This window comes from Streptomyces sp. SLBN-8D4, assembly GCF_049739545.1.
GTDB lineage: Bacteria > Actinomycetota > Actinomycetes > Streptomycetales > Streptomycetaceae > Streptomyces > Streptomyces canus_C.
Map to the genome: position 1 here is coordinate 84929 of NZ_JBMGQC010000002.1, position 23773 is coordinate 108701.

Consider the following 23773-nt stretch of genomic DNA (forward strand, 5'->3'; position numbering starts at 1 on the left):
GCCCATACGCTCTGTGGGGACTGCGGCTTTGGTGCCGGCTCCGCGCATCAGGTGGGCGAGGCGGTGGCAGCGTTCGGCTGTTCCCGGCCGTTACGGGCGTAGGAAGTGATGATACGTCGGTGGCTGCGCCGTGGTCAGGAAGTAGGGGTTGCCGCTTACAGGCCCTGCGGTGACAGCGTGGCTTCAGGAAGCGGGGCCTTGCCGCAGAGGGAACATCCTTCGGACGATGTGATGTGCTGCGCCGTGGCTACCGGGCCCTCGCAACGGGGACACGACAAGGGCTTGAGCTCCTTCAGCAGGGCATCGGCCGCGGCCCGTACGAGGGCAGTGGGGCATTGGTTGGGGCATCCGGCCCAGTCGGTGCCCAGGTCATTGAGACGGACCCGGAAAAGATCGCCGCAGATACAGCAGCGGACGCTCCACGCCGCTGTCGGGGTGCGGAACGGCTCGACTGATTCGAGTTCGAATCGGGCCAGTTCTGATGCCGCCTCGCGGGCTGCCAGCTTGCGGGCGGGTGTGATTGCTGACTCTTTCCGGGCCTGTGCACGGTGCACTTTCTTCCATGCGCGGACCCAGTCGCCCCAGGCCCTCTGGGGCACAGCGGAGGCGTGGAGCAGGGCCATGAGCTGCCGTTGGCTGGTGGGAAAGGACTGGCGGGTGAGTATGCGCTGTGCGGTTGACCGAGACAGCGGTCCCAGTTCGGGCCGTTTTTCCAGCCTGCGCTCCATTGCGCGATAGCTCAGTCCGCTGCGTTCGCGCAGATCCAGCAGTGCCCGGCTCATATCCGCCCGGTCGGCGATCAGGTCCGGCCGGGGTGCTTTGCCTGGATAAGGGGGCATCGCCCGCCGTCGATCGCTCAGTCCCGCCGCCTGTCGAGCCCGCTCCCATAGTTGGCGCGCTTCACCGTCGGCTATGCCGCATCCCTGCTCGTAGGCTAAGACGACTCTGAGTGTGGGCAGGACAGCCCCGCCCGCCGCCCGCTGTAGCGTGGTGGCGCTGCATTTCGTACGTGCCGCCAGTGCCGCGTTGGTCAGCCCGGCACGGGCTCTGCATCGCCGAAGGTAATTGGCGAGTCGGCCCAGGGCGCTGTCTGGCCGCGGGACCGGGTTCTCGGTTCGGCCCATGATCATGCCTACCTGTGCAGGGAGGCCGGCTGTGCTCGGGCAAGGTAGCGCAGGGTGCGGCTCGCGGCTCCGGTGGCCAGCTGAGTCACGGTCACCGACAGCAGGCCGGCCCCGCCCAGCAGGGACAGAACGTCCCTTGGCGGCATGCCGTCCCTGGTCAAGGCGGCCGCCACGATGATGACCACCACGATGACGGCGGCTTGCGCCCCGCCGAGCTGACAGCGGGTAGAGCCGTCGGGCACAACGCAGAGTGCCATGGAATCGTGCATGAGGAAGTTCCCTACGTGCGGGGCGGCCCACGGCCGACGGCGGTGGGCCTGACTGGCTCCAGCAATTCGTCATAGGCCACGGGCAGTTGACGCTGCGTCGCGGCGTGACAGCATGGTGCCACCACGGCAGGCCCTGGGCACGCCATTGATGCACACTCGTCCCATGTGACGATTTGGGCCAGACCCGTTTTTCGGATGGCGCCGAATCCGGGACAGCAAGTGGTCAATTCCGGCAAGACCGGTGGCCTGGCTGTTCTCCCTGCCCGGCCGGAACCTGGGGCCCACGAGCCACTGGGCAGAGGCCGGTTCCTGCGTTCCGTCCCAATTCTGTTTGCCGTGAACGGGCCATGGCTGCGACGCTCGTTCGTAGTTCCGTATGCGACTGGCTCCAGCACCCAACCGCACGGACTCGGTCGTCCGTGTTGACGCGCGGCGCCCCTCACACAGCCGGCTTCGACATCGCGCGGGGCCGGCTGTGTCCCGTCGGTGACCTGGCGCAAGGCCTCGGTCGCCGCAAGGACCGCACCAGAATCCTCCTGCCCGCAGCCACCCCCGCGGCTCTGGTATCCAAGCGCGTCAGCTTCTGGCTAGCGTTTCCTCATGCCGCGCACAGGCTCCCAGTCGAGCAGACTGGGCCCTCACGGCCCTGGCGGAGCAATCCGGTTTCCCCGTCAGCGCCAGCCTGGAACGCTGGCGCCAGCATCTGTCCGCAGGGCGCGGGGGCCTGGTCTGCACTCTGGCGCGGCATGTCGGCCCTGGGCGCTTGTGGCGACGATGTGGCCCTGCTCGCTCTTTCCCTGGAGCCGGCGTCTTGGAGATGACGCTCAAGACCGCCCTGACGCGCCTCTATTTCCAAAACCGGTTTCTACACGAGGAGCAGGTTGAGCAGATTCAGGCGCAGGTTTCGCCGCAGGGCTGCCAAACTTCACAGACTGCGAGAGCCGTCCCAGCGGGGCCTCGCTCGCTCTTTTGGCCAGCGGAGATGGTCTCGGCCAGGCCAGCAGCGAGCCTGATAAGTACGTCACGTACTTGACGTACTCTACTAGGGATGGCAGTCTTCTTCGAGAGCCCACACGGGATACAGGAAGGGAAGGGTCACCACCATGACCCTTATTGCTGTCGCGTCCGTGATGATCCTCGTCGCAACACTCCTCCTCCGGGAAGCTGGCCCGCGGCCTCGTTCCTCACCTCACCCAACGGCGGCCCACCCCGGAAGGCGGCACGGATGGGATCCTCAGTGGCAGCCCTGACCGGCACAGTTTTCGCGTGCCGGCTCCTGGCTGATCCTTTGTCCGGGAAGGTCCGTCGGAGCACATTTCCGAGCCGACGGCAGATGATGCCGTACGGTCGGCTCGCAGCGAAGGAGCGCACACCATGCCGGCAGTGCATTACGACAGCTACACCGACGCACGCGCGCACTTCAAAGACTTGCTTGACGCGGCCGAGCGCGGCATGGTCGCCACCGTGCGCCGAGACAGCGGCAGAGCCGCGGTCGTAGACGCCGAGCGGTTGCGCCACTATCTGGCTCTGCTGTGCCCACGGGCCGAGGCGGTGGCAGAGGGGGACGGCTGGTCCCTGTTCTTCCCCGGATTGCCCATCGCGGCCGACGGGGCAACGTTGGAAGCGGCCATTACGGAGATGCTCTGCGCCTTGCGGGAATACGCAGAGGACTGGAATGACCACCTCTCAACCGCCCCCAACCATCAGGGCAACTGGGGGTTGGTCCAGTTGGTGGGCATCAGTGACGATGCCCAGCTGCGCACGTGGCTGGTCGGGGAGGACGGGTCGCCCGCCCACCCCTCGCCCCCCGACGCCTGACCGGGCCCGGCCAGACCTCCCCCGAGCGTGATCCGGTTCGCCGCCGCCTGACCGTCACGGCAGTTGCCCCGTGTTCCCACCGCGATCACGCGAACTGCCACTCCCATACCGGTACCCTCTCGGCCCAACGAAGACCGTCGACCGGATACCGTCCGCTGCGCACCTGTAGCCACGGGAAGCTACCTCTTCTCAGGCCACTGCCGCCCGGGCCAGAGCTGGAAGGGGCCGGCCCAGGCGCAGCACCGCCTGGACCGAGCCCACCACAGACTGCGCCCCACAGTGACCGTAGGCGATATCCAGCACTGGGCAGACCGCCGGGCGCAACGCAGCCCTCAAGCCACCCAGGCCCTTCCACGACGACAGCGCCACCCAGCGATGACATCCGACTCCAGAAACCCAGGGCACCGAACCAGTCAGTCAACTGCTTATTAATACAAATCATTACATATGAACTCAGGTCGCCCTTCACTCTCCGTAGAGCACCTGGAGTGCTACGTAGCCCACCCCTGGTCCACGTACGTCACGTACTTGACGTACGTGGACCAGGGGTGGGAGGGTATGCCCTGGAAGGTTCAAACCCCAGCCTTCCCGCACGCCTCTGCCCCCTCCGCGTTCGGGACCACTCCTCTCAACGCGTCGGGAGTGTCGGCGCAACTGCAGGATCCGTGCCGCAACCCGGCAGGGACAGGTGCAGGGCATTCACAGCCACGACGCAAGGGGGCTGGTCCCACTGCTGAACATCATGAGCACCGCACCGGGTCACGGGCGGGTGAGCGCCTAGTGGAATGGCCCGCACCCGACCGCAATAGCCACCAAAAGTTCTGCGAGATCGACCAGTGGCGGGTTCGCGGTGGCGATCACGTCCGGTACGAACTGCCATTGTTCGACGGTCGCGTTCTGTACACCCGCATCTCCCGCCCGGTCGATCGCAGCACCTACGGGCAGGACATGTGGCACCACATCCTGCGGGTTCAACTCGAGGTCACCGAGGCGGAATTCTGGGCCTGCGTCAAGGATGGGGTACGCCCCGACCGTGGCGCGCCTGAGCAGCCCCGGGAGTCCATCCCCGTCGGCATCGCCTTCAAGCTGATCCACGAGGTGGGCCTGTCCGAGGAATCCGTGGCCGCCATGACCAGGGAAGAGGCTTTGGCCCGCATCCAGGAGTACTGGAGCACTGGACAGTAGCGGTCCTGGCTTACCGTCGTCCTGCCTCTTGACCGGCAGGACGGCACCGGACGGGAATCCGCCCGTAGCAGCCGAACAGATGCTGCTGCGGGCTTTTTTTGGCCCAGGCGATGTGGCCCGAGTGCATGACATGCTGGTCCTGGACACCGATTCGACGACGCTCCAACGTGACCGTCTCCAGCCCGCGCATCCACGCGAATTTCCCTCGACTCAATGGGGGCTTCCCGCTCATCCAGTGCGTCCCCATGCCCGAGAGACTCAGACGCGACAGGCAGATCATGCGGACGCATGCTGGCGAGCCCGACACCATCTGGGGTGGCTGAGCTATCTGGCCGTATTGCCGCAGCTCACAAAGGAAGAGTGCTGCTTCGACCGCCGGTCAGGCCCACGCGCTGCTCGCGCCTGCCTAGCTCCGCGGGGCCGGTGCGGCCTCAGTCTCGCTGACCTGAGGTTGCGGTACGCAGCAGGGGGGGATTGAGCAGCCATGCCGGTCCACGGCGGTAGAGAGCGGCTGGACGGCCGGTAGGCGGAAGCCACTGATCCCCCGTCGGCTCCACGAATCCCTTGGTGTTGAGAACCTTGCGTCGGAAGTTGCTCGGGTCCAGCTGCTGGCCCCAGATCACTTCATACACCGTGCGTAGATCTCTGAGCGTGAACGTCTCCGCGCAAAAAACGGTTGCCACGGCGGTGTACTCGATCTTCCGGCGGACCACTTCCAGGGCCTGCGTCAGGATGGCCTGGTGGTCGAACGCCAAGGTGAGCAAGCCGCCCTCCAAGCACGCTACGGGTGCCCAGAATGCGCGTGCGGCGTCGGTTCCGCCGACGGGGGTCGGCAGGTCGGGACCCAGGGCGAGGTAGGCGACCGTCACCACTCTGCCCCGCGGGTCGCGTCCTGGGTCTGCGTACGTGCCGAGCTGCTCCAGGTGCAGGCGGCTGCCGTCCATGCCGGCCTCTTCCGCCAGCTCACGCAGAGCGCCGTCGCGCAGCGTCTCGTTCTTCTGTACGTAGCCGCCGGGCATTGCGGGCATGCCGCGGAAGGGGTCCAGGCCGCGCTCGACCAGGAGCACCATCAGCTGGTCGTCTCTGAGGGTGAAGATCGCAAGGTCGACGGTCAGCCAGGAGGGTCCGACCTCATCTGAGTCTTTCAGCCAGTCGTCCACTCGCACCCCTAAAGGTCTCATTGACTTAAACTCCGCCGACACTTATGGTCACAGCAACCATAACTGTAGGAGCCGGGGGGTAGGACATGACCACGTCCGATGCGCCACCAGCACTGGAGACAACGCTCGAGCCCACGGCCGCCACCCGTCACCTGTGTGCCGGCGTGTACGTGGACGAACGCTTCCGTGACCTTGTCATCGACGAAGTCTGCACTGCGCCGCACCGCAGGGTCGCCCCGTCCTACGGTTTCGACATCGTCCCCGTCATGCAGCATGCATGGCGTGCCGCTGCACTCAGGGCTCTCCCCCGTGCCACGGTTCTTGCTGCGATAGCCGGCCCTCTGCTCACCGGAAGTGTTCCCGCCGCTGTCCTGGTCGCCAGCAGTTTCGCTCTGCTGTTACTGCTGCGTCTGGCCGTAGCCCTGCGAGGAGTTGACAGCCGGTCGATGACGGCCGGCAGGTCCCGGCGCCGTACCGCGGATCCCTTAGGGGCCCACCGCTATCTCCTCAAAGTCCTCCTCCCGCGCGCCACCACGCCCAAAGGGCGCGTCATCAAACGCGTCACTACGGCCGCCCTGTGGCTGGCCCTGATCATCCTGGCCGTCGGCCTTCTCTACCCGGGGCAGGCACTGGCGGCGCTCCTGCTGGTTGCGGCGCTCACACTCGTCTACCTGGCTGTTGGAGCCACGCGCCAGATGATCCTCAACCGCATACTGCGCACGCCTGTTCTGCGTCCCGCTCGCCTGTCCGGCCGCCAGCGGGCGGCTGATCGCCAGCAGCACCACATGTGCGCTGTGTACCGCCGCTCCCGGCACAGCGACGACGAGGACGACGACCTCACCATGTTCACGCTCTTCGGTGACGAATCGCCGTTCATCGGCGCCGGCGAGCTCGTCTACCAGTGGAACCCGCCGATGAGCATCCAGTTGCTGCGGGCCGAATCCGACGAGGAACCTCTGCACGAGCGTGAGCACGCGGTGCCGCCCTTCAAGGCACACGAACTCGTCGAGTACTTACGCGAAGCGGTGCTGCCGCTGAATGCCGACACTCATGACGTCCGGCTGCCGGCCGAGATCCGGGACCGTGTCTACGTCGCCGAGACCGATGTCGCCGCCGACCGGTCACTGCTTCCGCACCATTTCACCCGCAGCGAACTGCGCTCCATCATCAACACGCCGGAGTCGAAGCAGCACCACTTCCTCGAGATCATCACCCCCGCCGACGGGTCCGAATTCGTCGCGACCGTCCTGCTGCACGTCAGCCTGCAGGGACGCACCCTGAGCCTGTCGACGGCAGCATGCGTGCTCGCTCACACACCGCGCTCATTCCAGCGAGCCGAGGAGTTCGGCCACCACGGCGCTGCCGCCGTCCTATGGGCGGCCTTCAACGAACTGAGCGCGCTGCCCACCGACATCCAGCACTCATGGCGCCTGTTGCGCTACCTCTACACGCTGGCCAAGGCCGCCGTCCTGCCCCGCGACCTCACCACATCGCCGATCCGCAACATCCTGATCGGCAGCCGCGTGAGCATACGGGAAGAGTCGTCCCAGACCTGGACCAAGGTCCAACTGGAAAAGAGCGACATCCTCGGACGGCTGAAAACCATAGAGCAGCGGCTCCTCAGCGCCGCCAGCGACTTCCTCCAGAGCCGGGACGTCGACACATCCGGGTTCAACGACCGCGCCCTCAAGATCATCAACAGCGGGATCTTCAACTTCGGCGACAACAACAGCTTCACCAATAACGCCGTAGGGGACGCGGCTCAGGTCAACGTCTCCGCAAGCCAGCCCGCACCGGCCCAGAACGGAGCAGCCACATGACCCACAACAAGGGCATCGTCAATCGCGGCAGCAAGAACACCTTCAGCACCATCGCCATCGGAGACAAGGCGCACGCCTCCACGACCGCCCCTCAGCCCTCGCCCGAACCCGGCGCCGTCGAGGCGAACGTCCCATGGGACCTCGGGATCGTCACCATCCTCAGCGAGGAACTGCGCTCCGTCATCGACGCGTTAAAACTCAACCGGCACAAGACACCCACCGGCCTCTACTTTTACCAGGGCGAACACACTGTCTCCGACACTACGTTGCGCATCGTGGCCACCCAGACTCAGAGCCAGGGCCAGCGGTCCACCATGGCCGCCCTGGAAAACCTCCGCCGCCACTACAACCCTCGTCTGTGGGCCCTTGCCGGCATCGCCGGAGGCATCCATGACGACCACGCCCGCATCGGCAATGTCATTGTCTCCACCGACGTCGTCTACTACGAGAACCGCAAGATCAACCCTCACGACACCCGCCGCCGCGGAGAACACCGGCAGGCACCGGCGCACATCGTCCACGCCGTGAACGCCTACTTCACCGAGCACGGGACTCCGGCACGCATCAACGGCCAGACGGCCGCTCACGCCGGCGAACAGTACGAGGTCTATCCCGGCGTCATCGGGTCCGGCGAAGCCGTCATCGCCGACCGGGCCAGCGACATCCGCACCTACCTCACCACCTACCACGAAAAGGTCCTCGCCGTGGACATGGAAGCCGGCGGCCTCAGCCAGTACTGGCAAGAGAACTCGGTCCACGGCACAACCAACCCCGGATGGATCGTCATCCGCGGCGTGTCCGACAACGCAGACGAACACAAGGGCCACAGCCACCACGAACTCGCGAGCCGAAACGCCGCCCATGTCCTCAGCTGCCTGCTGCCCTACTTCTGCTGACCTCATCCCGAGCACCGGCACAGCCACAAGAGACCTTCCCCGACCGGAGCCTCAGCATGAACGCCTTCCTGCTCGGCATCCTCAGCTCCCTCGCCACCAGCGCCCTGCTGCTCGCCCTGAGCCTCCTGCGCGCCGCACGCCCCCTGTGGCGGCTCACCGCCGCCTGTTCCTGGTTCAACGGCACAGGACTCCACCGCGTCTACCGCCACCAAGCCTCCGCAGAGCAAGCCATGCGCCAGGACCTCGCCCGTGCCCAGTGGGTCAAAGTCATGGCAGGACGCGGCAACATACTCACCCGCGACGCCTTCGCCCCCTTGTGGTCCGGCGGCCTCTCACCCGCATCCGTCCAAATCCTGCTCCCCGACCCGGACGCACCCCACGACTCCTGGCTCGACCGCCGCTCCCACGACGTCGCCCGCTTCGACCCGGGCTTCACCCCTGACCTGCTCAGACACCAGGTCCGAGCCAACATCAACTACCTCGCCCAGGCCGCACGTGCACAACGCAACATCCAACTGCACCGCTACAACCTCCCCCACACATGCCGCGTCATCGCCACCGACAAGGCCGCCTACCTCACCTTCTACAGCGACAACGCACACGGCAGGAACTCACCCTGCCTGTACGCACGAGCCCCCGGCCTCCTCTACACCATCGCCCTCCAGCAATTCGACACCGCATGGGCAAACAGCACCGAAGCCCCCCTCACGCAACACCCCTGACACCCGGATCGGACCTTTGATCACCGCCTCTTCCCCCTCCGCCCACGGAGCTGGGCGGTGCGGCGCTGGACGTCTGGGGGAACGGCCAGCCGCGCCGGGTTTCACCACCACTGGGGGTAGTCCTCGGCCGTCTCGGTGCTCCAGTCGTCCTGGTCGAGTGCCTGCTGCCACTTGCACATGACGACCGTTCCGTCCGTGAACTGACGGGCGGGCCCGTCCGCGGCCAGGTACGTGTCGAGGAGTTCAACGACGTCTTGGTAGAGATGCTCCATGCGGCCCCGCTGTGCCCGTCTGATGCGCTGGGCAACGGAGGCCAGGACCCCGACGCTGATCCCGAACGGGCCGAAAGACGCAACTTCATATCCGTCGCGGGCGCGTTCCTCCTGTCCCACCTCGAGCGCTGCCAGGAAGGGCTCGTAGTAGGCCAGGATGAAACGGTCACGGTCCGCTGGGACGTCGATGGCTTCAGGCTCGGCCTCCTCGGGATCCACCGCGTGCAGTTTCAGATGATCCGGCACCCCCTTGTACTGGGGAAAATGGGCAGCACACCCAAACGCCAGGGCCGGGGGCGTTCCTCCGATCGAGCGGATCGTCCGCTTCTGGGCCCGCATCGTCTCCTTCAACTCGTCATCGATGTTCCCGGATCTTCCCTTGGCCTCGGCGACGACCCAACCGCCGGTCTGTCTCTCTCCGAAGAGGTCAGCGCGCTTGCGGGTGTTGGCGGCGAACCGGATCCCGTAGCGGGCGGCGTAGCGGTCCACGTGCATCAAGAACCGCACAGAGGCCGTCTGCCGGCTGAAGACCCCGGTCATGGCCTGCCCCAACATGTAGGAGAGAGCCACTTTCTCCGAGCGATCAAGGTCACGTGCGAGATCGGACCGGGTGAGGCGGCCTGTGGGCGCCCGGCGGACGTACGCCGGGATGAGCGCAACGCGGTGCAGCCACTCATAGACCGATGTCCAGCCGTAAGCGACCTGGTCCTGCGGTGCCCTGCCGGTGACGAACAGAGCATGCGCCAAGACGTCGGCAGTGAAGACCATCCGGCCGGTCCGGTTGAAGGAGTCGGGGAACTCCTCTGTCGTGTACCAGACTTCGAATTCGTCAGGCTGCACCATTCGCTGCGCTCCCCCGGTCTCCTCCTGCAGCCAGCAGGTTAACGGCGGCATCAGGGGACGCACCGCTGCGGGTCGGACCAGGGCGTGTATCGGAAGTATGCGGAGCGTCCCTGGTCTGGCGTTTCGCGTGATGGTGGCATCCTTGGCCGGTGTTCTCATCCGATCATGCGGGCGCCGTGTTCTTCGATGTCGATGGCACCCTCGTCCCAGGTACGAGTTCGTCGGTCTTCCTGGCTGGCTTTCTTGGCCATCGGGACGAGTTGGCCAAAGCTGAAGACGCCTACGCCTCCGGCACGCTGGACAATCGGCAAGTCTCCGAGCTGGACGCGGCAGGCTGGGCAGGGGTTCCCGAAGACCAGGTCGCGGGCTGGCTCGACGGGCTTCCCTTGGTCTCGGGCATCACGGAGACGGTGGCCTGGTGTTGGCAAAACGGGCTGGTGCCTGTGCTGGCAACCCTCGCCTGGTCGCCGGTCGGCAGCTACCTCACTGACCGCTTCGGCTTCCATGCGTTCGGCGGACCTCGGCTGGAGACTTCCGACGGCCGGTTCACGGGCCGGGTTGCTCATCACTTCGACGAGTACGACAAACGAGATTTCGCTCTCGCGCATGTGCGAGAGCTGGGGTTGAGTCCCCGCTCGTGCGGGGCCGTCGGAGACAGCCGCTCCGACCTGCCACTGTTCGCGTCCGTTGGGTTGAGCGTGGCGTTCAACGGCTCGGCAGGAGCGCGGGCGGCCGCGACCGCCACGGTGGACGACGATGACCTGCGGAGCGTGTTTCCCGTCTTGAGTCGCTTGGTCACAGCCACTCGTTGATTGCCGCGATGAGGACCGTTGCCTCGTACCGGACGACGAGCTTGTCGTATCTCGTGGCCACGGCGCGGTGCCTCTTGAGCCGATTGATGCCGCACTCGACCGCGTGGCGCTCGCGGTAGTCGGTCTTGTCGAACTGCGGCGGTCGCCGCCCCGAGAGCCGAGCTTCTTACGGTTGGCGAGCTGGTCGGCCTTGTTCGGATGGTGCAGCGGATCCCGCGTTTACGCAGATAGGCACGGTTCTTCCGAGACGAGTACGCCTTATCGGCACGGACTCGCCGGGGCCGGTTGCGGGGCCCGCCCGTCGTGAGGCGGGGCACGCGGATGCGGCCGAGGACGGCCTCGAACTGCGGCGAGTCGCCCCGCTGCCCGGCGGTGATCACAAGGGACATGGGCTATTGGCCCTGCTCCACCGCGAGGTGCAGCTTGGCGGTCAGCCCGCCACGCGAGCGGACCAGCCCATGATCGGCGGGTTCGGCGGCGACGCCGCCAGGCAGCTCCTTTTAGAGATCCCCCTTTTCCTGGCACCGGCGGCGTGTTGGTGGACCCGGCAAACCGTGGAGTCCACATTGAGGTCCCAGGTGATCAGCCCCTTGGCGTCGGCCCGGGCCTGCAGCGCGGTGAAGATCCGCTGCCAGGTGCCATCCCGTTGCCAGCGGCGGAACAGGTCATACACCCGCCCCCACGGCCCGTACTCGACCGGCAGGTCCCGCCACGGAATGCCGGTCCGTACCCGAAAGCGTATGCCGTTTATCAGCTGCCGTCGGCTCCAGATCGGCGGCCGCCCCGGCTTCTTGCCCTTGAACAACAGCGGTTCCAGCACCGCCCATTGCCCGTCTGTGAGACTCCACGCGACACGAACCAAGATCATCGCATCCAAGATCTACTTCCGACACACGCCCTAGTCGATGCCTCAACGATCGTCGTAGAGGCCACACTCAGCGAACAAACCAGATCACCACAACGGCTTCGTGGGCGCTTTGTGTTCATGTCTGCCCCACCCGATGCCCATTGCGCCCAGATCAGCAGACCCAATGAATGAATTGGATCATTTTCTGCTTTTGGTTGCATAACTGCTGCCACATGCGGACCATGAATCAGCTCCTGCGCAGGTGTACGGCGTCTTCCCCTCGGCCCCGCAGCGCTCAGGGGCACACCGTCACTCAGCCACCGGTTTCGAGTGACAGCCCGAGTGGGGTGTGGACAGGGAAGCGGGTGGGCGATGGGATTGCGGACACAAGAGCTGTGGGCGGTCGCTCAGCAGTGGTCGGGCAATACGGTCCGTCAACTTCTCGTACCAGCAGGAGATCTGCAGGTCATCGATAAGCCCGAGGGTCAGTTCGTGTGCAACTCCTTCGGACGCTGGACTGTCGCCCGCGACGAGACGGTGGCGGTATTGAGCGCAACACTGCCCGATGGCGGCGAGGGGTTGGTGGCGTGGGGAGGGCCACAGGAGCTGCTGACCCCTCAGGCGGTGCTGGAGTCGTACGAGAACGCGCTCGAGTTGCACGATGCGGTGCGGGAGGACGGTTTGAGGCCGCCGCAGGGCGGGGCGCTGCACGCGGTGATCGGGTATTGGTACTCGACGCTTCCCGAACCTGGTCTCGTCGTCATGCCGACCGGCACCGGCAAGACGGAGACGATGCTGGCTCTGTTGGTGGCCTGCCGTCCCGAGCGGCTGCTCGTGCTCGTGCCGAGCATTGCCCTGCGGGACCAGATCGCCGCGAAGTTCGAGTCGCTGGGCATCCTGCAGCGGCAGAAGGTGGTCTCTGATAGCGCGCTGCGGCCGTGTGTGGGCCGGGTGACGCGTCGGTTCACGGATGCGGCCGACGCGAAGGCGTTCGCTGCGGCCTGCAACGTCGTGGTGACCACACCGCATGTGCTGCATCACTGCACGCCGGAGGCGCGGCAGGCGCTGTTGTCCGAGTTCAGTCATCTGATCGTCGATGAAGCCCATCATGCGCCGGCGTCGACCTGGACTAGCGTGATCCGTCAGTTCGAGGAACGGAAGGTGCTGCTGTTCACCGCTACACCGTTCCGGGAGGACGGCAAAAAGATCCCCGGTCGGACCATCTTCCGCTACCCGCTGCGCCAGGCCCAGAAGGAGCAGTACTTCACCCGTGTCGATTACCGGGCGGTGCTGAGCTTGGAGGACAACGACCGCAAGATCGCCGAATTGGCTGTGCAACGCCTGCGCGATGACCGGTCCGCCGATCTCGATCATCTGCTGATGGCACGGGTCAACACCGTCAGGCGGGCCAAGGAGATCTGTGAGCTGTACCGCGAGGTCGCGCCTGATTTCGGGCCGGTGGCGCTGTACGACGGGCTGGCGCCTGCTGCCCGTAAAAGGGCGCTGGACCAGATGCGGGATCGCAGCTGCCGCATCGTGGTGTGTGTGAACATGCTCGGCGAGGGCTTCGACATGCCCGAGCTGAAGGTCGCTGCAGTGCACGACGTCAGGAAGAGTCTTAGTCCGATGATCCAGTTCATCGGGCGGTTCACGCGCGGTGCGGCGGCCGCGTCCGGCCGGATCGGCACCGCATCGGTGTTCGTGGCCCGTGATCCCGAGTCGGCACTGTCTCCGCTGCGCGATCTGCTGAAGGAGGACGCGGACTGGAATCTGGTTCTGCAGGACATCACCGAGCAGAGCACGGCCCGCGGCGAGGAGCTCAGCGAGTTCGACACATCCTTCTCGAACGTCCCCGACGGCATGGCGGTCAGCGTCCTGGCACCGAAGATGAGCGCCGTTTTGCACCGGGCCCCATCGGGCGAATGGGACCCGCAGGCCGCCGTCGGCCGCTACGGGGAGGAACGGGTACTCGGCCAGAGCGTCGCCACCGGAGCCAACGACCGCGTCGCCTGGTTCGTCGTGGAGCACCGCGCCCTGGTGGACTGGGGCGCCCCGCAGTTTCTGGAGCAGGTCCTTTACGAGCTGGTCGTCATGTACTTCGACCCTGTGCGCCGGTTGCTGTACGTCTACGGCTCCCACAAGAGGGGCGACTACACAGAGCTGGCCAGGGCGGTCCTGGGCGGGGACAGCCAGCCCGTCAAAGGGCTTGACACCTTCCGGGTGTTCGCCGGTCTGGACCGGGTGGTGGCCACCAACGTCGGTCTGCTGGACTCCCACGACCACTTCAACCGATTCTCGCTCCTGGTGGGCAGCGACGTCTATGAGGCCCTGGACGCGGCGGCGCGTAAGAACCGCAGCCAGACGCACATCGTTGCCTCGGGCCTCGACGACGGCACCAAGGTGACCATCTGTGCAGCGCTCTCAGGCCGCTTCTGGTCACCACGCACCGCACCCAACCTGCTGGCATGGATGAACTGGTGCGACGAACAGGGCGCCAAGATCCTCGATTCGCGGGTGGACCTTGAGCACGTGATGGCCGGCTTCATCATTCCCGTCGAGCAGACCGAACGGCCGCCGTTCCCGCTGCTCGGACTGGAATGGCCCTGGCAGTGGCGTGCCGGACTGGGAGAAGGCCCGCCCTTCACCTACAACGGCCGATCCCACCCCGTCACCGATGTCGGCTTCCGTGTCGACGACTTCGCGACCGAAGGACCGCTCCGCTTCTCGCTCATCTCCCCCGACTGGGAGGTTGCCTACACCGCCGAGTTCACCGACCGCGGTCTCACCTACTCCCCCATCGCCGAAGACGCCCTGGTCCGCTACCAGCGCACCCTCGTGCCCGCCGCCGACTGGATCAACCGGAACAAGCCGTATCTGTTCTTCGCCGGCGACCGCCTCCTGGCCCCCGACGACCGCCTGCTCGCCCCGCGCACCGACCTGCCGCCCTTCGACCTGTCCCTGCTGAGCCCGTTGGAATGGACCGGCGTGGACATCCAGGTCGAGTCGATGGGACCCGAGCGGCTGGCGAACTCGGTGCAGCACTACATGTCGCTCCACCTGAGCGGGCAGCAGCACTTCGACATCCTCCTCAACGACGACGGCGCCAACGAGGTGGCCGATCTCGTCGGCGTTACGGCCGACGACACCGACATCACGATCACCCTCGTGCACTGCAAGTACTCCCACGAACCTGCCCCGGGCCGCCGGGTCGCCGACCTGTACGAGGTGTGTGGCCAGGCCGTGCGGGGCGCGAAATGGCGCGAGTACGGCATCGAGGCATTGCTGCGGACCCTGTACCAGCGTGCCGTGAAGTGGGCCGCCCGCAATCCGGGACAGAGCCCGTACCTGATCGGCAGCATCGACGAGCTGTACCGCATCCGGGAACGTGCACCGCAGCTGCGCCCCCACATCAACACCGTCATCGCCCAGCCTGGCCTCTCGGCTGCCGCATGCAGCAGCGAACAACAGCTCCTGCTGGCCGGGGCCCACTCCTGGGTCAAAACAGTGACCAAGGGCGCCTTCCTCGTCTACTGCAGCCCGTAGCCGACTTGCAGACGGTCCGGCTCCATCGTGGCGATGGCGCGGTACCGGCATTGGGCACCCCAGGGTCCGCACAAACAACGTGGTCGGCCGCGTCGGTGGCTTCAATGGCTTCGGTGGTGATGATGGTGCAGGTCATCAGCCAGGCGGCCCATGGGGCCATCTACTCGGGCAGGCGAGGCAGCCTCCGGCCGTCGGGAATGATCAGAGTTCCCTGAGCAGGAGAAGAGACCGTGGCGGAGGTAGCGGGGACCTTGGAGAGGATCTGCCTGCACTGAGCTGGTTGACGAGCGGTGTCGTGGTCGTCGCTGGAGCAGGCGATGCCGACTGGCTGAAGCAGTTCACCTCGATGGGGCGTGAGGACAGACGGTCGCTCACGGGGTTCGCTAGTCAGGTGTTGCGCTGTGCTGGAGTGCGAATGGTGCAGTCGAGTACGAATGCGCGAATGTCCAGGTTTCTGCTGTTGTTGAGATGACTGGCTTGGGTGTCGTAGGTCTCTTGCAGGCTGGCTCGGGTCTGACCTGCTGCCGGTCGCTTGCGTTCATCTGCCGTCCATTGGTCGTGGGGGAAGAAGGCGATCAGGTAGAGGCCGTTGCGGGTGTGGAGCGCGGTGAGGTAGTCGTCGGCAAGCTGGGTCTCCATAGCTGTTTCGATCTCGTTGTGCCAGTTGCCTTTTACTTCGATGGCGACATGGGCTACGGGTTCGTCCGGCACCCGGGGGGCTGCGGATTGGGGCTGTGGAGCGGTTGGGGCCTGCAGGAGCAGGTCGATGCGGTCGCCTGCTCCCTTGATGTTTCGGTTGACCTGTACCTCACGGTTGATGAGGATGCCACCTTCGGCGAGGTCGCGACGCAGGTAGTGGGCGAGGTAGTCGGATACGAGGTTTTCGTCTTTGGGGAAACGCAGTCGCTGTCGTGTCTTCTTGCCGTCGGGAAGCGTTTCCGTTCGGGTCTCGTTCCACAAGATCGCTGCAGGGAGGGTTCCTTGAATCAGCTCTTCCTGGATCTTGTTCAGGAGTGTGACGACGAGGTCCAGGAGATCCGCTCCATCCCTGACCAGTCGCCGCCGGGGGTCCTGGATCAGCTCGCTCAGCTCGTCGGGGGTGGGACGGATCCAGGAGAGTTCCCTGTGTGCTTGCTCGGCTTCGTGGACCAGAATTCGCAGGCCTGAGTCCTCGGGCCAGTCGCCTGCAAGGGCACGGAGAGAAAGGATGGCCTCGCTGGTGCCTCGGGATGCCAGGTGGTCGAGTACGACGGTGCTGTGCTTGTGCGGCGGTGCATCCGAGGAGACCGACGGGGAGTGGCTAAGGAGAAGCCGGGCGATTTCGGCCAGGGCGGGGGTGGGAAGGCCGGTGAGCCATGCCCGGGTCCTGCCGGAGCGCATAAAGGCATCAGCGACAGCTTGGAGTGCTGTTGGGTCGGTGCGGAGGCGGCGTTCTGCTGTCGGCCAGATTTCGGTGGGCATCCACGCCAGAAAGACACGCAGGTAGGCGGCGTCCAAACGCTCGTCGTGCATGGGGCTGGCTCCATGCAACGGCATCCCGAATCGCTCGAGCGCCTGCTGGCGCATCTCCGCACTACCATGCTCCAGAAGTTCGGAAAGAACCAAGGTAAGAACCTCACGGCCCCCCGAGTCGGCGGCCGAGCTGGAAGCACTCTCGTGAGCCTGCGTGGTGAGGTCGGTGAGCGTGTCCAGCAACCGGGTCTCCAACTGTGCAGTCCAGATGCGGGATACCAGGCCGAGCGCGGGATGAGTTTCTTGCGCCGCGTAGTAGGCCCTCACCAGTACGTCGTAGGTGTCCTCGAGTTCCTGTGCAGCATGAGGAAGGCACCTTTCCAGCAACTGGCTGCGCGGGCCCATGTGCTGAGCCGCCGCACTGGTGAGGGGAAAGGCCAGGAGGGTGGGCGCCCAGGAACGCCACTGACTCGGGGGCAAGTGGGCCAGCGCCTGGCCCTCACTCAGGAGTGCGGTAAAGGCAAGGATGGCAGCCCACGAGCGCCGGGAAAAGTTGGGAGTGCCGATCCAGCTGCCGTCGGTGGGGAGGTTTTCTGTGAGGAAGCGAAGTGCCGCGGCAAGTAGGTGGTGTTCGTAGCCGTCCGTGAGGATGGCGGTGCCGGGCAGCGACAGCAGGTCGCTGCCGAAGTCGACAAGGGCAAATCGGCCCGTGTCCGGATCGCACTGCAGGTTGCGGCACAGGATCACAAAGCTGTCGGCATTGCCAGACTCGGCTTGTGCGAGCAGGCCGCGGGTGGCCTCGACGTACTCGGCCCGGCCCTCCCAAGGTTGCGTCCGGGCCTGCCGCCGCGCTTCGCGGGCCTTGAGTTGATCCGCGAGGGCGCCGTTCACGGGGATAGCTTCGAAGTCACGGGCAAACACGGCCGCCCAGACCCTGGTGTTGCGTGTGGCCCATGCCGTCTCCTGGCCGGCCTCGGTCGTGTTGACCATCGACCACACCTGCTCGAGCGCAGGCCAGGCATGGCGGGCCTTTGGATCACTGAGATCGCGTTCCAGCTCTACGAGCCAGGCGAAGTCCCCGGCATCGAGCAGACTGGTGCGCTGTTCTCGTTCAGGCTCCGTGGCGATCGCAAGGCTGCGCCGGTAGGACCGTTGCGGGTACTCCTGCCATCCTTCTGCCAGTTGGAAGGCATCCTCGTCATCAAGGGCCTGTTCGATGAGGTGCCGGGCGAGCATACGGCGCAGAGAGCGCGTGTGCTCGTCGCCGGGATTATCCAGTGGTGCGCACAGCGGAGCGGGGACGGCCAGTTGAGGGTAGGTGCGAAGGTAGGGGCGCAGCCATGCGGCGACGGCCGGGATGTGCGCCTCGGCGGCCGGTCCGCTCAGCGCCCTGTCCATAAGGCTTTGGGCCATCGCGCCCGCGTCGGACCATCCGGCCCAAGGGGAGTTGGGGTCCATGAGCACCGTGCTGGCCCAGTCGAGAAATGGGATGACCTGGTCGTCTGTGAGCAAGTCCGGCAGGCTCTGGCAGAAAGACGTGTACGAGCTCGGGTGACTTTGTGGCGGCGTCAGCGCTGTGGTGAGTTCTTCGGTAGTGAGCCATGGCTGGCACGTCTCCAGGACGGCGCCGCGCAGGCCGTCGCCGGGATCGTGCTCTGGCCGTCCGGCCAGTTCGGCCAGGATGGGTTTGAGTAGGGGCGCAGCCCTGTCCTGGTCCAGAAGGTGGGCGCATTGGGCAGCCATACGCCGTAGCGCATGGGGACGTTCCGCATCTGCGGCGAAAGCCGCCACTGCTGGCAACAGCTCCCCTACCTGGTTTTCGGCGATCAGGGCGAGGATGAGTTCCAGCTCGTACGTGCCCTGGAGGGGACGGCTTACGGCGTCGCGAAGAGCCCGGGTCAGCTGCGCGGTGAGGCCGGGGTGTCGCAGCGGTGTCGTGTGCCGCCAGAACAGGCCGTTGCGGGGGGTGTTCTCCCGTGCCTGCCTCAGCAGGCCTTCCACAATGAGGCTGGTGCAATGCGGGTCGCCGATGTAAGAGCTGTAGGAGCCGATGGCCTGGGGGTCGATGCCGATCAGCCATGGGCCCAGGGCAGGGTTCAGGGCGATGAGCCAGGCAGCCAGTTCGTGAAGGTCAGTGGGGATTCCGGGATCGCCGACCTCTGCGCGGTGGATGAGAAGTCCCTGCAGTTGTTCCCGCGGGATGCGGTGGTCGCACAGATGCCGGGCGGTGAGGTAGGAGGCGATGGAGGCGTGAGCGGGGCCGGCGGCTGCGGTTCCGCGGCTGCTGAACAGGGCACTATGCAGCACGCTTTCGATGAGCGGACGCTCGATGGTGAAGGTCTCTCCGGAGCTGCTTTCCCGTCTGCCGAGGAAGGTGTCGATCGTCAGCAGAGACCGACCGGGCTCGGGGTCGCGCCTGGTGGTGACGCCGTCAGCGCCGGTCAGCAGGCAGTAGCTGGCAAGGCGGGCGGCGGTGGCGAATCTCTGGGCCTGGCTTCCCGCAAGGTCGTCCGGGGCGCGGTCTTTGCCCTGGTGCATGACCGCGTGCGGGAGGGCGAATGCATATAGCTCCGCGCGGCTCGCAGGGAGTGCGCTGTGCTGCAGGAAGGTGTCCAGCAGCAGGTCGAGGGTCAGAGGTGTACGCGCGAGGGTCTGGGCTCCGGCGGTGGTTACCGCTTCGAGGAATTGCTCGGGATCAGCGCCCCTAGCAGTGGCGGCCACGGCCAAGTCGGCTTGGCGTAGGGGTGCCAGGGTGTATGTGCGAGCGTCCGTAATGCCGAAAGCGGCAGCGACGGCCTGCCGCAGCGTTTCGGTGTAGGCCATGCTGCGGCAGCCGATCAGTACCTGCAACTGCCGGCAGTCGTAAGTCTCGGTCAGGTCGGTGAGCCAGCCGGCGAGCTCTTTGCTGGGGGCTTGGCACTCGTCGACGCCGTCAAGGACAAGGAGGCGTGCAGGAGCACTCTCGTGGTCCGAGAGCGTCGAGTCCTGTGGCGGTCCCGCAGAGACGGGCGGGCTGAGTACCAGCCGTGCCTTGCGCGTCAGGTCGTCCCAGGACCTCACCTCGCCGAGATCAACCCGTACGCAGGCGTTGCGGTCCCCGGCACTTCTGCTCGCTTCAAGGACGGTGGCCAGGGCATGAGACTTGCCGATACCGGCTTCCCCGAGGAGAACCGCGGAGGCGGCGCAGGCATCGGCCAGCGGCACCACCGGCGACGGTCTGCCGTACAAGCCGGGCGGGCTCAGGAGAAATCCGCCGGAGTCGACAGGCACATCCTCCCCCGCAGGAACACAGAACCTGTCCAACCGCATACGGCACCCCTTCGGCAAGGACACTGAACTTACCTCCACACGGTCCGGTTCCACCTGCCCGACCAACGTGTCCCTGGCGGGTGAACCGACGTGGCCCCGAAGAGCCGAGCGTGAAGTGCGGAACGTGATGACCGATGTCATGTCGGCAGGCGGCCTGCACGATGCGGGCGCTGGTCCCTCTTTGCACTCGCAGGCGGGGACTGGAGTGGCCGGCGGCCGTCGTCGGAAGGTGCGGATGCCGTCTGGTTGTGGCGCTTGAGCCTCGGTGTGTCCTGAAGGGAGGGGTAACGGGAGGACTGGCGTACGGGCAAGACCCGATGCCAGATGCGCGGGTGTTCAGTCTTGAGTCGGGGCGAGGCACTCGAAGGCTGGCGCGGAGGAACCTACGGCGGTAAGGAGGTAGACATCGGGGGCGTACTTGCCAGCTGTGCGCAGGCCGTGCAGTTCTCGTCTGGCCACCGTCAGAGTGGCGGTGTTCCATGCTGGAGCGGCGGTCGCGAGGACGAGGCGGTGCGCGGCAACCGCCTGGCAGCCATCGAGGAGTTTGCACAGCTCTCTTTTGATGTCGCGATGGGTGTCGCCCAAGGCGTTGGTCTTCTTCGCTTCGCCCAGCCAGACTTCGTCGGCGTCGGCCAGAGCGAAGTCGATCTCCACGAACGGCTCGCCGTTGCGCAAAATCTCGAATTCCGCTGTCATCAGGGGGCGCATGCCTCTGGCCCGGCAGCGCAGGTAGCGGGTGGCCTGCAAGGGCACGTGGGCGTTGTTGTCGATAAGTTCGGCCACGGCCGGGTGCAGTTCGTAGGCCCACTCGGGTTCGCTGGTGCCGGTCTTCCAGCGTGCCTGGACGAGGTCGTTGCCGGCGCCGCAGCGCCGGCAACGGTAGTGCTGCGCGATCTCCTCCAGGGGGTAGAACTCGAAGGCCGGGCACTCCTGGCACCCCAGGGCCAGTCCTCGGCGCAGGAGTCCCTGCCGGGCCCATTCGTCGACTTGGGCGCGACGTTGCGGGGTGTCCCATTCGGGTGCGAGGGGGGTGGCGGCCAGGGCGCGGAAGGTCATCACCACCGAGGTCTTCAAGGACCACCAGCCGTCCTCGGGCTGGCCGGGATGCTGTTGGCCGGGCAGGAACGTCTGCAAAAGGTCCCATCCGGGGCCGGCGGCAAGATCCTCAAGGGCTGCCCGGGAGCCAAGTAGGCGTTCGGCCACGGCCGCCCGTTTGCCCGCGGCGCTTGGCTGCACACGGTGAGGCTTGGCCGCCAGGACCAGAACGGCCGGCAGGCTCGGCCAGCGCAGCCGTGGTGCGGCCAGCGTGCCTGCCAGGGAGGCGCCATGGGGGACGAAGTCGAAGCGATGGGAGGAGTAGGTGATGCCCCCGTCCGCGGCCCGTACGAACGTCTCCCATGAGTTGGCCTGTCCAGCGTGCAGTGCGTCGCCGGTCAAGGTGCGGTGTGGTGGCAGCGGGTGGTCCGAAGCAACCAGCAGGACCTGCCACTTGTCCCGGGCGGCATCGAGCCCTGGCGGAACTTCCGCAGGCAGCCCCAGGGCCGCCTCCAGCGAGCCGTCCGGCGACACGGTGGCGGGCAGCGAACGCGGCAGATCCCACGCCTGCTCATGCACGTAGAGGCTGTTGCCCCTGGTGCGCAGGTCCTCCACAGGCACGCAGATGAATGCCTTGTCGTCCACCTCTTTGCCGTTGATGAAGGCGCGCGGCCGCCGGTCCCACATCGTGTGCATCCGCGCTGCGACGTCCTCCACGGACATCGAGGCACTGGTGACGCGGATCGTGCCCGATCCCCTCCAGCGCGGGAAGCGGCCCATGATCGTGAACGGGCTCGGGTCCTGCCATGGCAGCCACATACACGGGCCGTGGACCAGGCCGGCGAGCTGGGCCAGCGCGAAATCCTCCGGCCTGTCCCCGACGACCACCACCGGCTCGGCCCGAAGGCGGTCACGGTCCAGGTGCACGCATCGGGCTGCCGCAGGATCGAGCAGGGCGAGCGTGTCCTGCGGTGATGCGGGGTGCAGCCAGTCCAGCAGCGCGGTGCTGGCCCGCTGGGTGACCCCGTCCCGCCAGCGCGCCTCATCCGGCACGAGATTCGCGGCGGCGGGCGCCTCCAAGTCCACACCCACACGGGCCGCATAGGCCAAAGCAGTCGGCGTCGTCACCAGAGGAAAGGGCACGCCCAGGACCGGTCGGAGAGCCACGTCGGCCAACGCGGTCAGACCCACCTGTGCCGGGTCGTCAAATAGCTGCGTCTCCTGCACCGCCTCCCCTATGGCATTGACGCTCAGCCGTTCCCGCAGCGCCGCGAGCGCCGGTTCCAGATCCGGCAACCCCCCAAGATTCCACGCCTCCGTGCGTGCGAAGTCCTCGGCTTGACGTCTCGCCTCGCCCTCGAGGCCGCCCAGCGCTCGGCGCACGGCTCCCGGGTAGATCCCCTCGACTGTGGCGCCTGAAGGCGCGTACGCCAGTACATGATCGGGCTGCATCCGCCGCATCACGTCCGCCAGCGCAGGATGATCAACCACCGAGGCAGGCACGACCGCTCCGGCACAGCCTCCCCAGACCCGGCTCAACGCGCCCAGCCCCGCCGCCGCCCATCGCACCCACGCCGCCTCAACAGAAGGCACCACCACCAGCAGCCGCGGCGGCCGCGCGAACGCCCGCAACGTCAGAAACCGAAAGTCATCAGCCACTCCCCCACTCTGACAAAGCAGCCGTCCCACCAGCATCCGATATCGCACCACTCCCAGGCCTGGGCCAGCCAATCCGGGCGGGCAAATACTGCGATAGCGTCACGGTCTGCACAGGGCACTGCCAGTGCAGATGCCAGCCGAGCCGGTCGGTCAACCTCAGGAGTTCTTTGCGGAATTCACTCCCGTCGAGCAAGACGCCATCGTCGCCCACGCGTCCGTACTGGGCCTGGCCCCGGATGAGTACGTCCGCCAGACGGCCGCCGAGCGTGCCCTGAACTGGCAGCGGGAACACGACGCCTTCCACACCCTGGCACAGCGGCAGGGACGCACAGTCGAGGAAACGGTGCACCGCGGAATCCTCACCGACAACAACCTCTGACCATTCCCAGTTCTCAGCACAGCCGAGCAGGACGTACTGGACAACGTGAAGCGGTCCGCGAGCGCCATCCATGCAAGCGGCCTCGGCTTCCACCTGCGAGCAATGCCCTCCCCTGAGGGCGGCTCCGCCAAGTCAGCTCGCCCGGATCAGGCCGGGGCGGCGGTCCCCCAGCGCCGTCGGTGTGTTGATCGACGGCCAAGGCATCCGTCAGCTACTTCGGCTGGTGGTACGCCGAACCGGATACCCGCCACTTCGAACACTGGGTCCAGCACGTCCTGCGGCATCTGCCGTACTGGATGATCTCCCCCTTCGTGACGGCGGCGCGTACCTGGTTCTAGATATGCCGCGTGACGGGAGAGCTCGCATAGGCAGCCGCCACCCAAAGATCAACTATGCTGCGACGTCGCACTCTACTCCCGAGCAAAGTAACTATCTCTCTAGTTACGACATCTTCTGTCTAGTCACAGCACCACAGGTGAGATGCCAGATCAGCCTGAGGGTCTACAACCCTTCTGATAAACCACAGCAGTTCAGAAGCCATACCAGCCAAGATCGCAGTGTCATCTCTGAACTCTAAGCACAGCAGGTCAACAGCATTCTCATGTCGTAACTACACAGAAGATCGACA

The 23773-nt window shown here is 66.1% G+C and carries 15 protein-coding genes and 2 pseudogenes; 8 read left to right on the top strand and 9 right to left on the bottom strand.

Features of this window, described 5'->3' with window-relative positions:
* Positions 1-155 precede the first annotated feature (155 nt).
* The 3 genes and pseudogenes from RKD20_RS47235 to RKD20_RS47245 form a co-directional block, all read right to left on the bottom strand.
* Positions 156-782 (bottom strand): hypothetical protein, encoded by a 627-nt coding sequence (locus tag RKD20_RS47235; protein WP_424883599.1) that lies wholly within the window; start codon positions 780-782, stop codon positions 156-158.
* A gap of 120 nt (positions 783-902) precedes the next feature.
* A pseudogene (locus tag RKD20_RS47240) lies at positions 903-1130 on the bottom strand (helix-turn-helix domain-containing protein); the annotation flags it as partial.
* 2 nt (positions 1131-1132) lie between these two features.
* Positions 1133-1381: a hypothetical protein gene (locus RKD20_RS47245; protein ID WP_424883583.1), complete on the bottom strand. Its 249-nt coding sequence runs from the start codon at positions 1379-1381 to the stop codon at positions 1133-1135.
* Between the two features lie 1386 nt (positions 1382-2767).
* On the opposite strand from RKD20_RS47245, the gene RKD20_RS47250 reads away from it, so the two are divergent.
* Complete coding sequence (locus RKD20_RS47250; RefSeq protein ID WP_424883584.1) at positions 2768-3211, top strand: prevent-host-death protein; 444 nt, start codon at positions 2768-2770, stop codon at positions 3209-3211.
* A 780-nt stretch (positions 3212-3991) separates the two neighbouring features.
* Complete coding sequence (locus RKD20_RS47255) at positions 3992-4396, top strand: cytotoxic translational repressor of toxin-antitoxin stability system (RefSeq protein WP_424883585.1); 405 nt, start codon at positions 3992-3994, stop codon at positions 4394-4396.
* Positions 4397-4827: 431 nt separating this feature from the next.
* Here the strand turns inward: RKD20_RS47255 and RKD20_RS47260 are convergent, their stop codons facing one another.
* Positions 4828-5556 carry an NUDIX hydrolase gene (locus RKD20_RS47260; protein ID WP_424883586.1) on the bottom strand — a complete coding sequence of 243 codons (729 nt, stop codon included), beginning with the start codon at positions 5554-5556 and terminating at the stop codon, positions 4828-4830.
* Positions 5557-6002: 446 nt separating this feature from the next.
* Between RKD20_RS47260 and RKD20_RS47265 the strand changes: the two genes are divergently transcribed.
* The 3 genes from RKD20_RS47265 to RKD20_RS47275 are packed head-to-tail and all read left to right on the top strand — an operon-like array spanning position 6003 to position 8994.
* Entirely contained in the window at positions 6003-7376 is a 1374-nt protein-coding gene (locus RKD20_RS47265; protein ID WP_424883587.1) for a hypothetical protein, read from the top strand.
* On the top strand, positions 7373-8272 hold the full coding sequence (locus RKD20_RS47270; RefSeq protein WP_424883588.1) for a hypothetical protein: 900 nt from the start codon (positions 7373-7375) through the stop codon (positions 8270-8272). Before RKD20_RS47265 ends, RKD20_RS47270 begins: the two co-directional genes overlap by 4 nt.
* 56 nt (positions 8273-8328) lie before the next feature.
* A complete protein-coding gene (locus RKD20_RS47275; RefSeq protein WP_424883589.1) occupies positions 8329-8994 on the top strand; it encodes a hypothetical protein in 666 nt (221 codons plus the stop codon).
* Between the two features lie 101 nt (positions 8995-9095).
* Here RKD20_RS47275 and RKD20_RS47280 read toward each other — a convergent pair whose 3' ends face one another.
* The gene (locus RKD20_RS47280) at positions 9096-10109 is read right to left on the bottom strand and encodes a hypothetical protein (RefSeq protein WP_424883590.1); all 1014 of its coding nucleotides are present in this window, start codon (positions 10107-10109) and stop codon (positions 9096-9098) included.
* A gap of 149 nt (positions 10110-10258) precedes the next feature.
* Between RKD20_RS47280 and RKD20_RS47285 the strand changes: the two genes are divergently transcribed.
* Positions 10259-10921: an HAD family hydrolase gene (locus RKD20_RS47285; protein ID WP_424883591.1), complete on the top strand. Its 663-nt coding sequence runs from the start codon at positions 10259-10261 to the stop codon at positions 10919-10921.
* Between the two features lie 86 nt (positions 10922-11007).
* Here RKD20_RS47285 and RKD20_RS47290 read toward each other — a convergent pair.
* Together RKD20_RS47290 and RKD20_RS47295 are read right to left on the bottom strand one after the other, a co-directional pair.
* Positions 11008-11310, bottom strand: a pseudogene (locus RKD20_RS47290) (transposase); the annotation flags it as partial.
* Positions 11311-11351: 41 nt separating this feature from the next.
* On the bottom strand, positions 11352-11789 hold the full coding sequence (locus tag RKD20_RS47295) for an IS5 family transposase (protein WP_424883596.1): 438 nt from the start codon (positions 11787-11789) through the stop codon (positions 11352-11354).
* A 516-nt stretch (positions 11790-12305) separates the two neighbouring features.
* Here RKD20_RS47295 and RKD20_RS47300 point away from each other — a divergent pair.
* On the top strand, positions 12306-15311 hold the full coding sequence (locus RKD20_RS47300; RefSeq protein ID WP_424883597.1) for a DEAD/DEAH box helicase family protein: 3006 nt from the start codon (positions 12306-12308) through the stop codon (positions 15309-15311).
* A 387-nt stretch (positions 15312-15698) separates the two neighbouring features.
* Here the strand turns inward: RKD20_RS47300 and RKD20_RS47305 are convergent, their stop codons facing one another.
* Positions 15699-20033 carry an NACHT domain-containing protein gene (locus tag RKD20_RS47305; RefSeq protein WP_424883592.1) on the bottom strand — a complete coding sequence of 1445 codons (4335 nt, stop codon included), beginning with the start codon at positions 20031-20033 and terminating at the stop codon, positions 15699-15701.
* Positions 20034-20408: 375 nt separating this feature from the next.
* Positions 20409-22766: a hypothetical protein gene (locus RKD20_RS47310; RefSeq protein ID WP_424883593.1), complete on the bottom strand. Its 2358-nt coding sequence runs from the start codon at positions 22764-22766 to the stop codon at positions 20409-20411.
* A 124-nt stretch (positions 22767-22890) separates the two neighbouring features.
* Here RKD20_RS47310 and RKD20_RS47315 point away from each other — a divergent pair, with 124 nt between their 5' ends.
* The gene (locus RKD20_RS47315) at positions 22891-23145 is read left to right on the top strand and encodes a hypothetical protein (RefSeq protein WP_424883594.1); all 255 of its coding nucleotides are present in this window, start codon (positions 22891-22893) and stop codon (positions 23143-23145) included.
* Positions 23146-23773: the final 628 nt, after the last annotated feature.

Excerpts from the sequence above, each read along its gene's own strand:
- RKD20_RS47235 (WP_424883599.1), bottom strand. The coding sequence starts at position 782 with ATGAGCCGGGCACTGCTGGATCTGCGCGAACGCAGCGGACTGAGCTAT.
- RKD20_RS47245 (WP_424883583.1), bottom strand. The coding sequence starts at position 1,381 with ATGGCACTCTGCGTTGTGCCCGACGGCTCTACCCGCTGTCAGCTCGGC.
- RKD20_RS47250 (WP_424883584.1), top strand. The coding sequence starts at position 2,768 with ATGCCGGCAGTGCATTACGACAGCTACACCGACGCACGCGCGCACTTC.
- RKD20_RS47265 (WP_424883587.1), top strand. The coding sequence starts at position 6,003 with ATGACGGCCGGCAGGTCCCGGCGCCGTACCGCGGATCCCTTAGGGGCC.
- RKD20_RS47270 (WP_424883588.1), top strand. The coding sequence starts at position 7,373 with ATGACCCACAACAAGGGCATCGTCAATCGCGGCAGCAAGAACACCTTC.
- RKD20_RS47275 (WP_424883589.1), top strand. The coding sequence starts at position 8,329 with ATGAACGCCTTCCTGCTCGGCATCCTCAGCTCCCTCGCCACCAGCGCC.
- RKD20_RS47280 (WP_424883590.1), bottom strand. The coding sequence starts at position 10,109 with ATGGTGCAGCCTGACGAATTCGAAGTCTGGTACACGACAGAGGAGTTC.
- RKD20_RS47295 (WP_424883596.1), bottom strand. The coding sequence starts at position 11,789 with ATGATCTTGGTTCGTGTCGCGTGGAGTCTCACAGACGGGCAATGGGCG.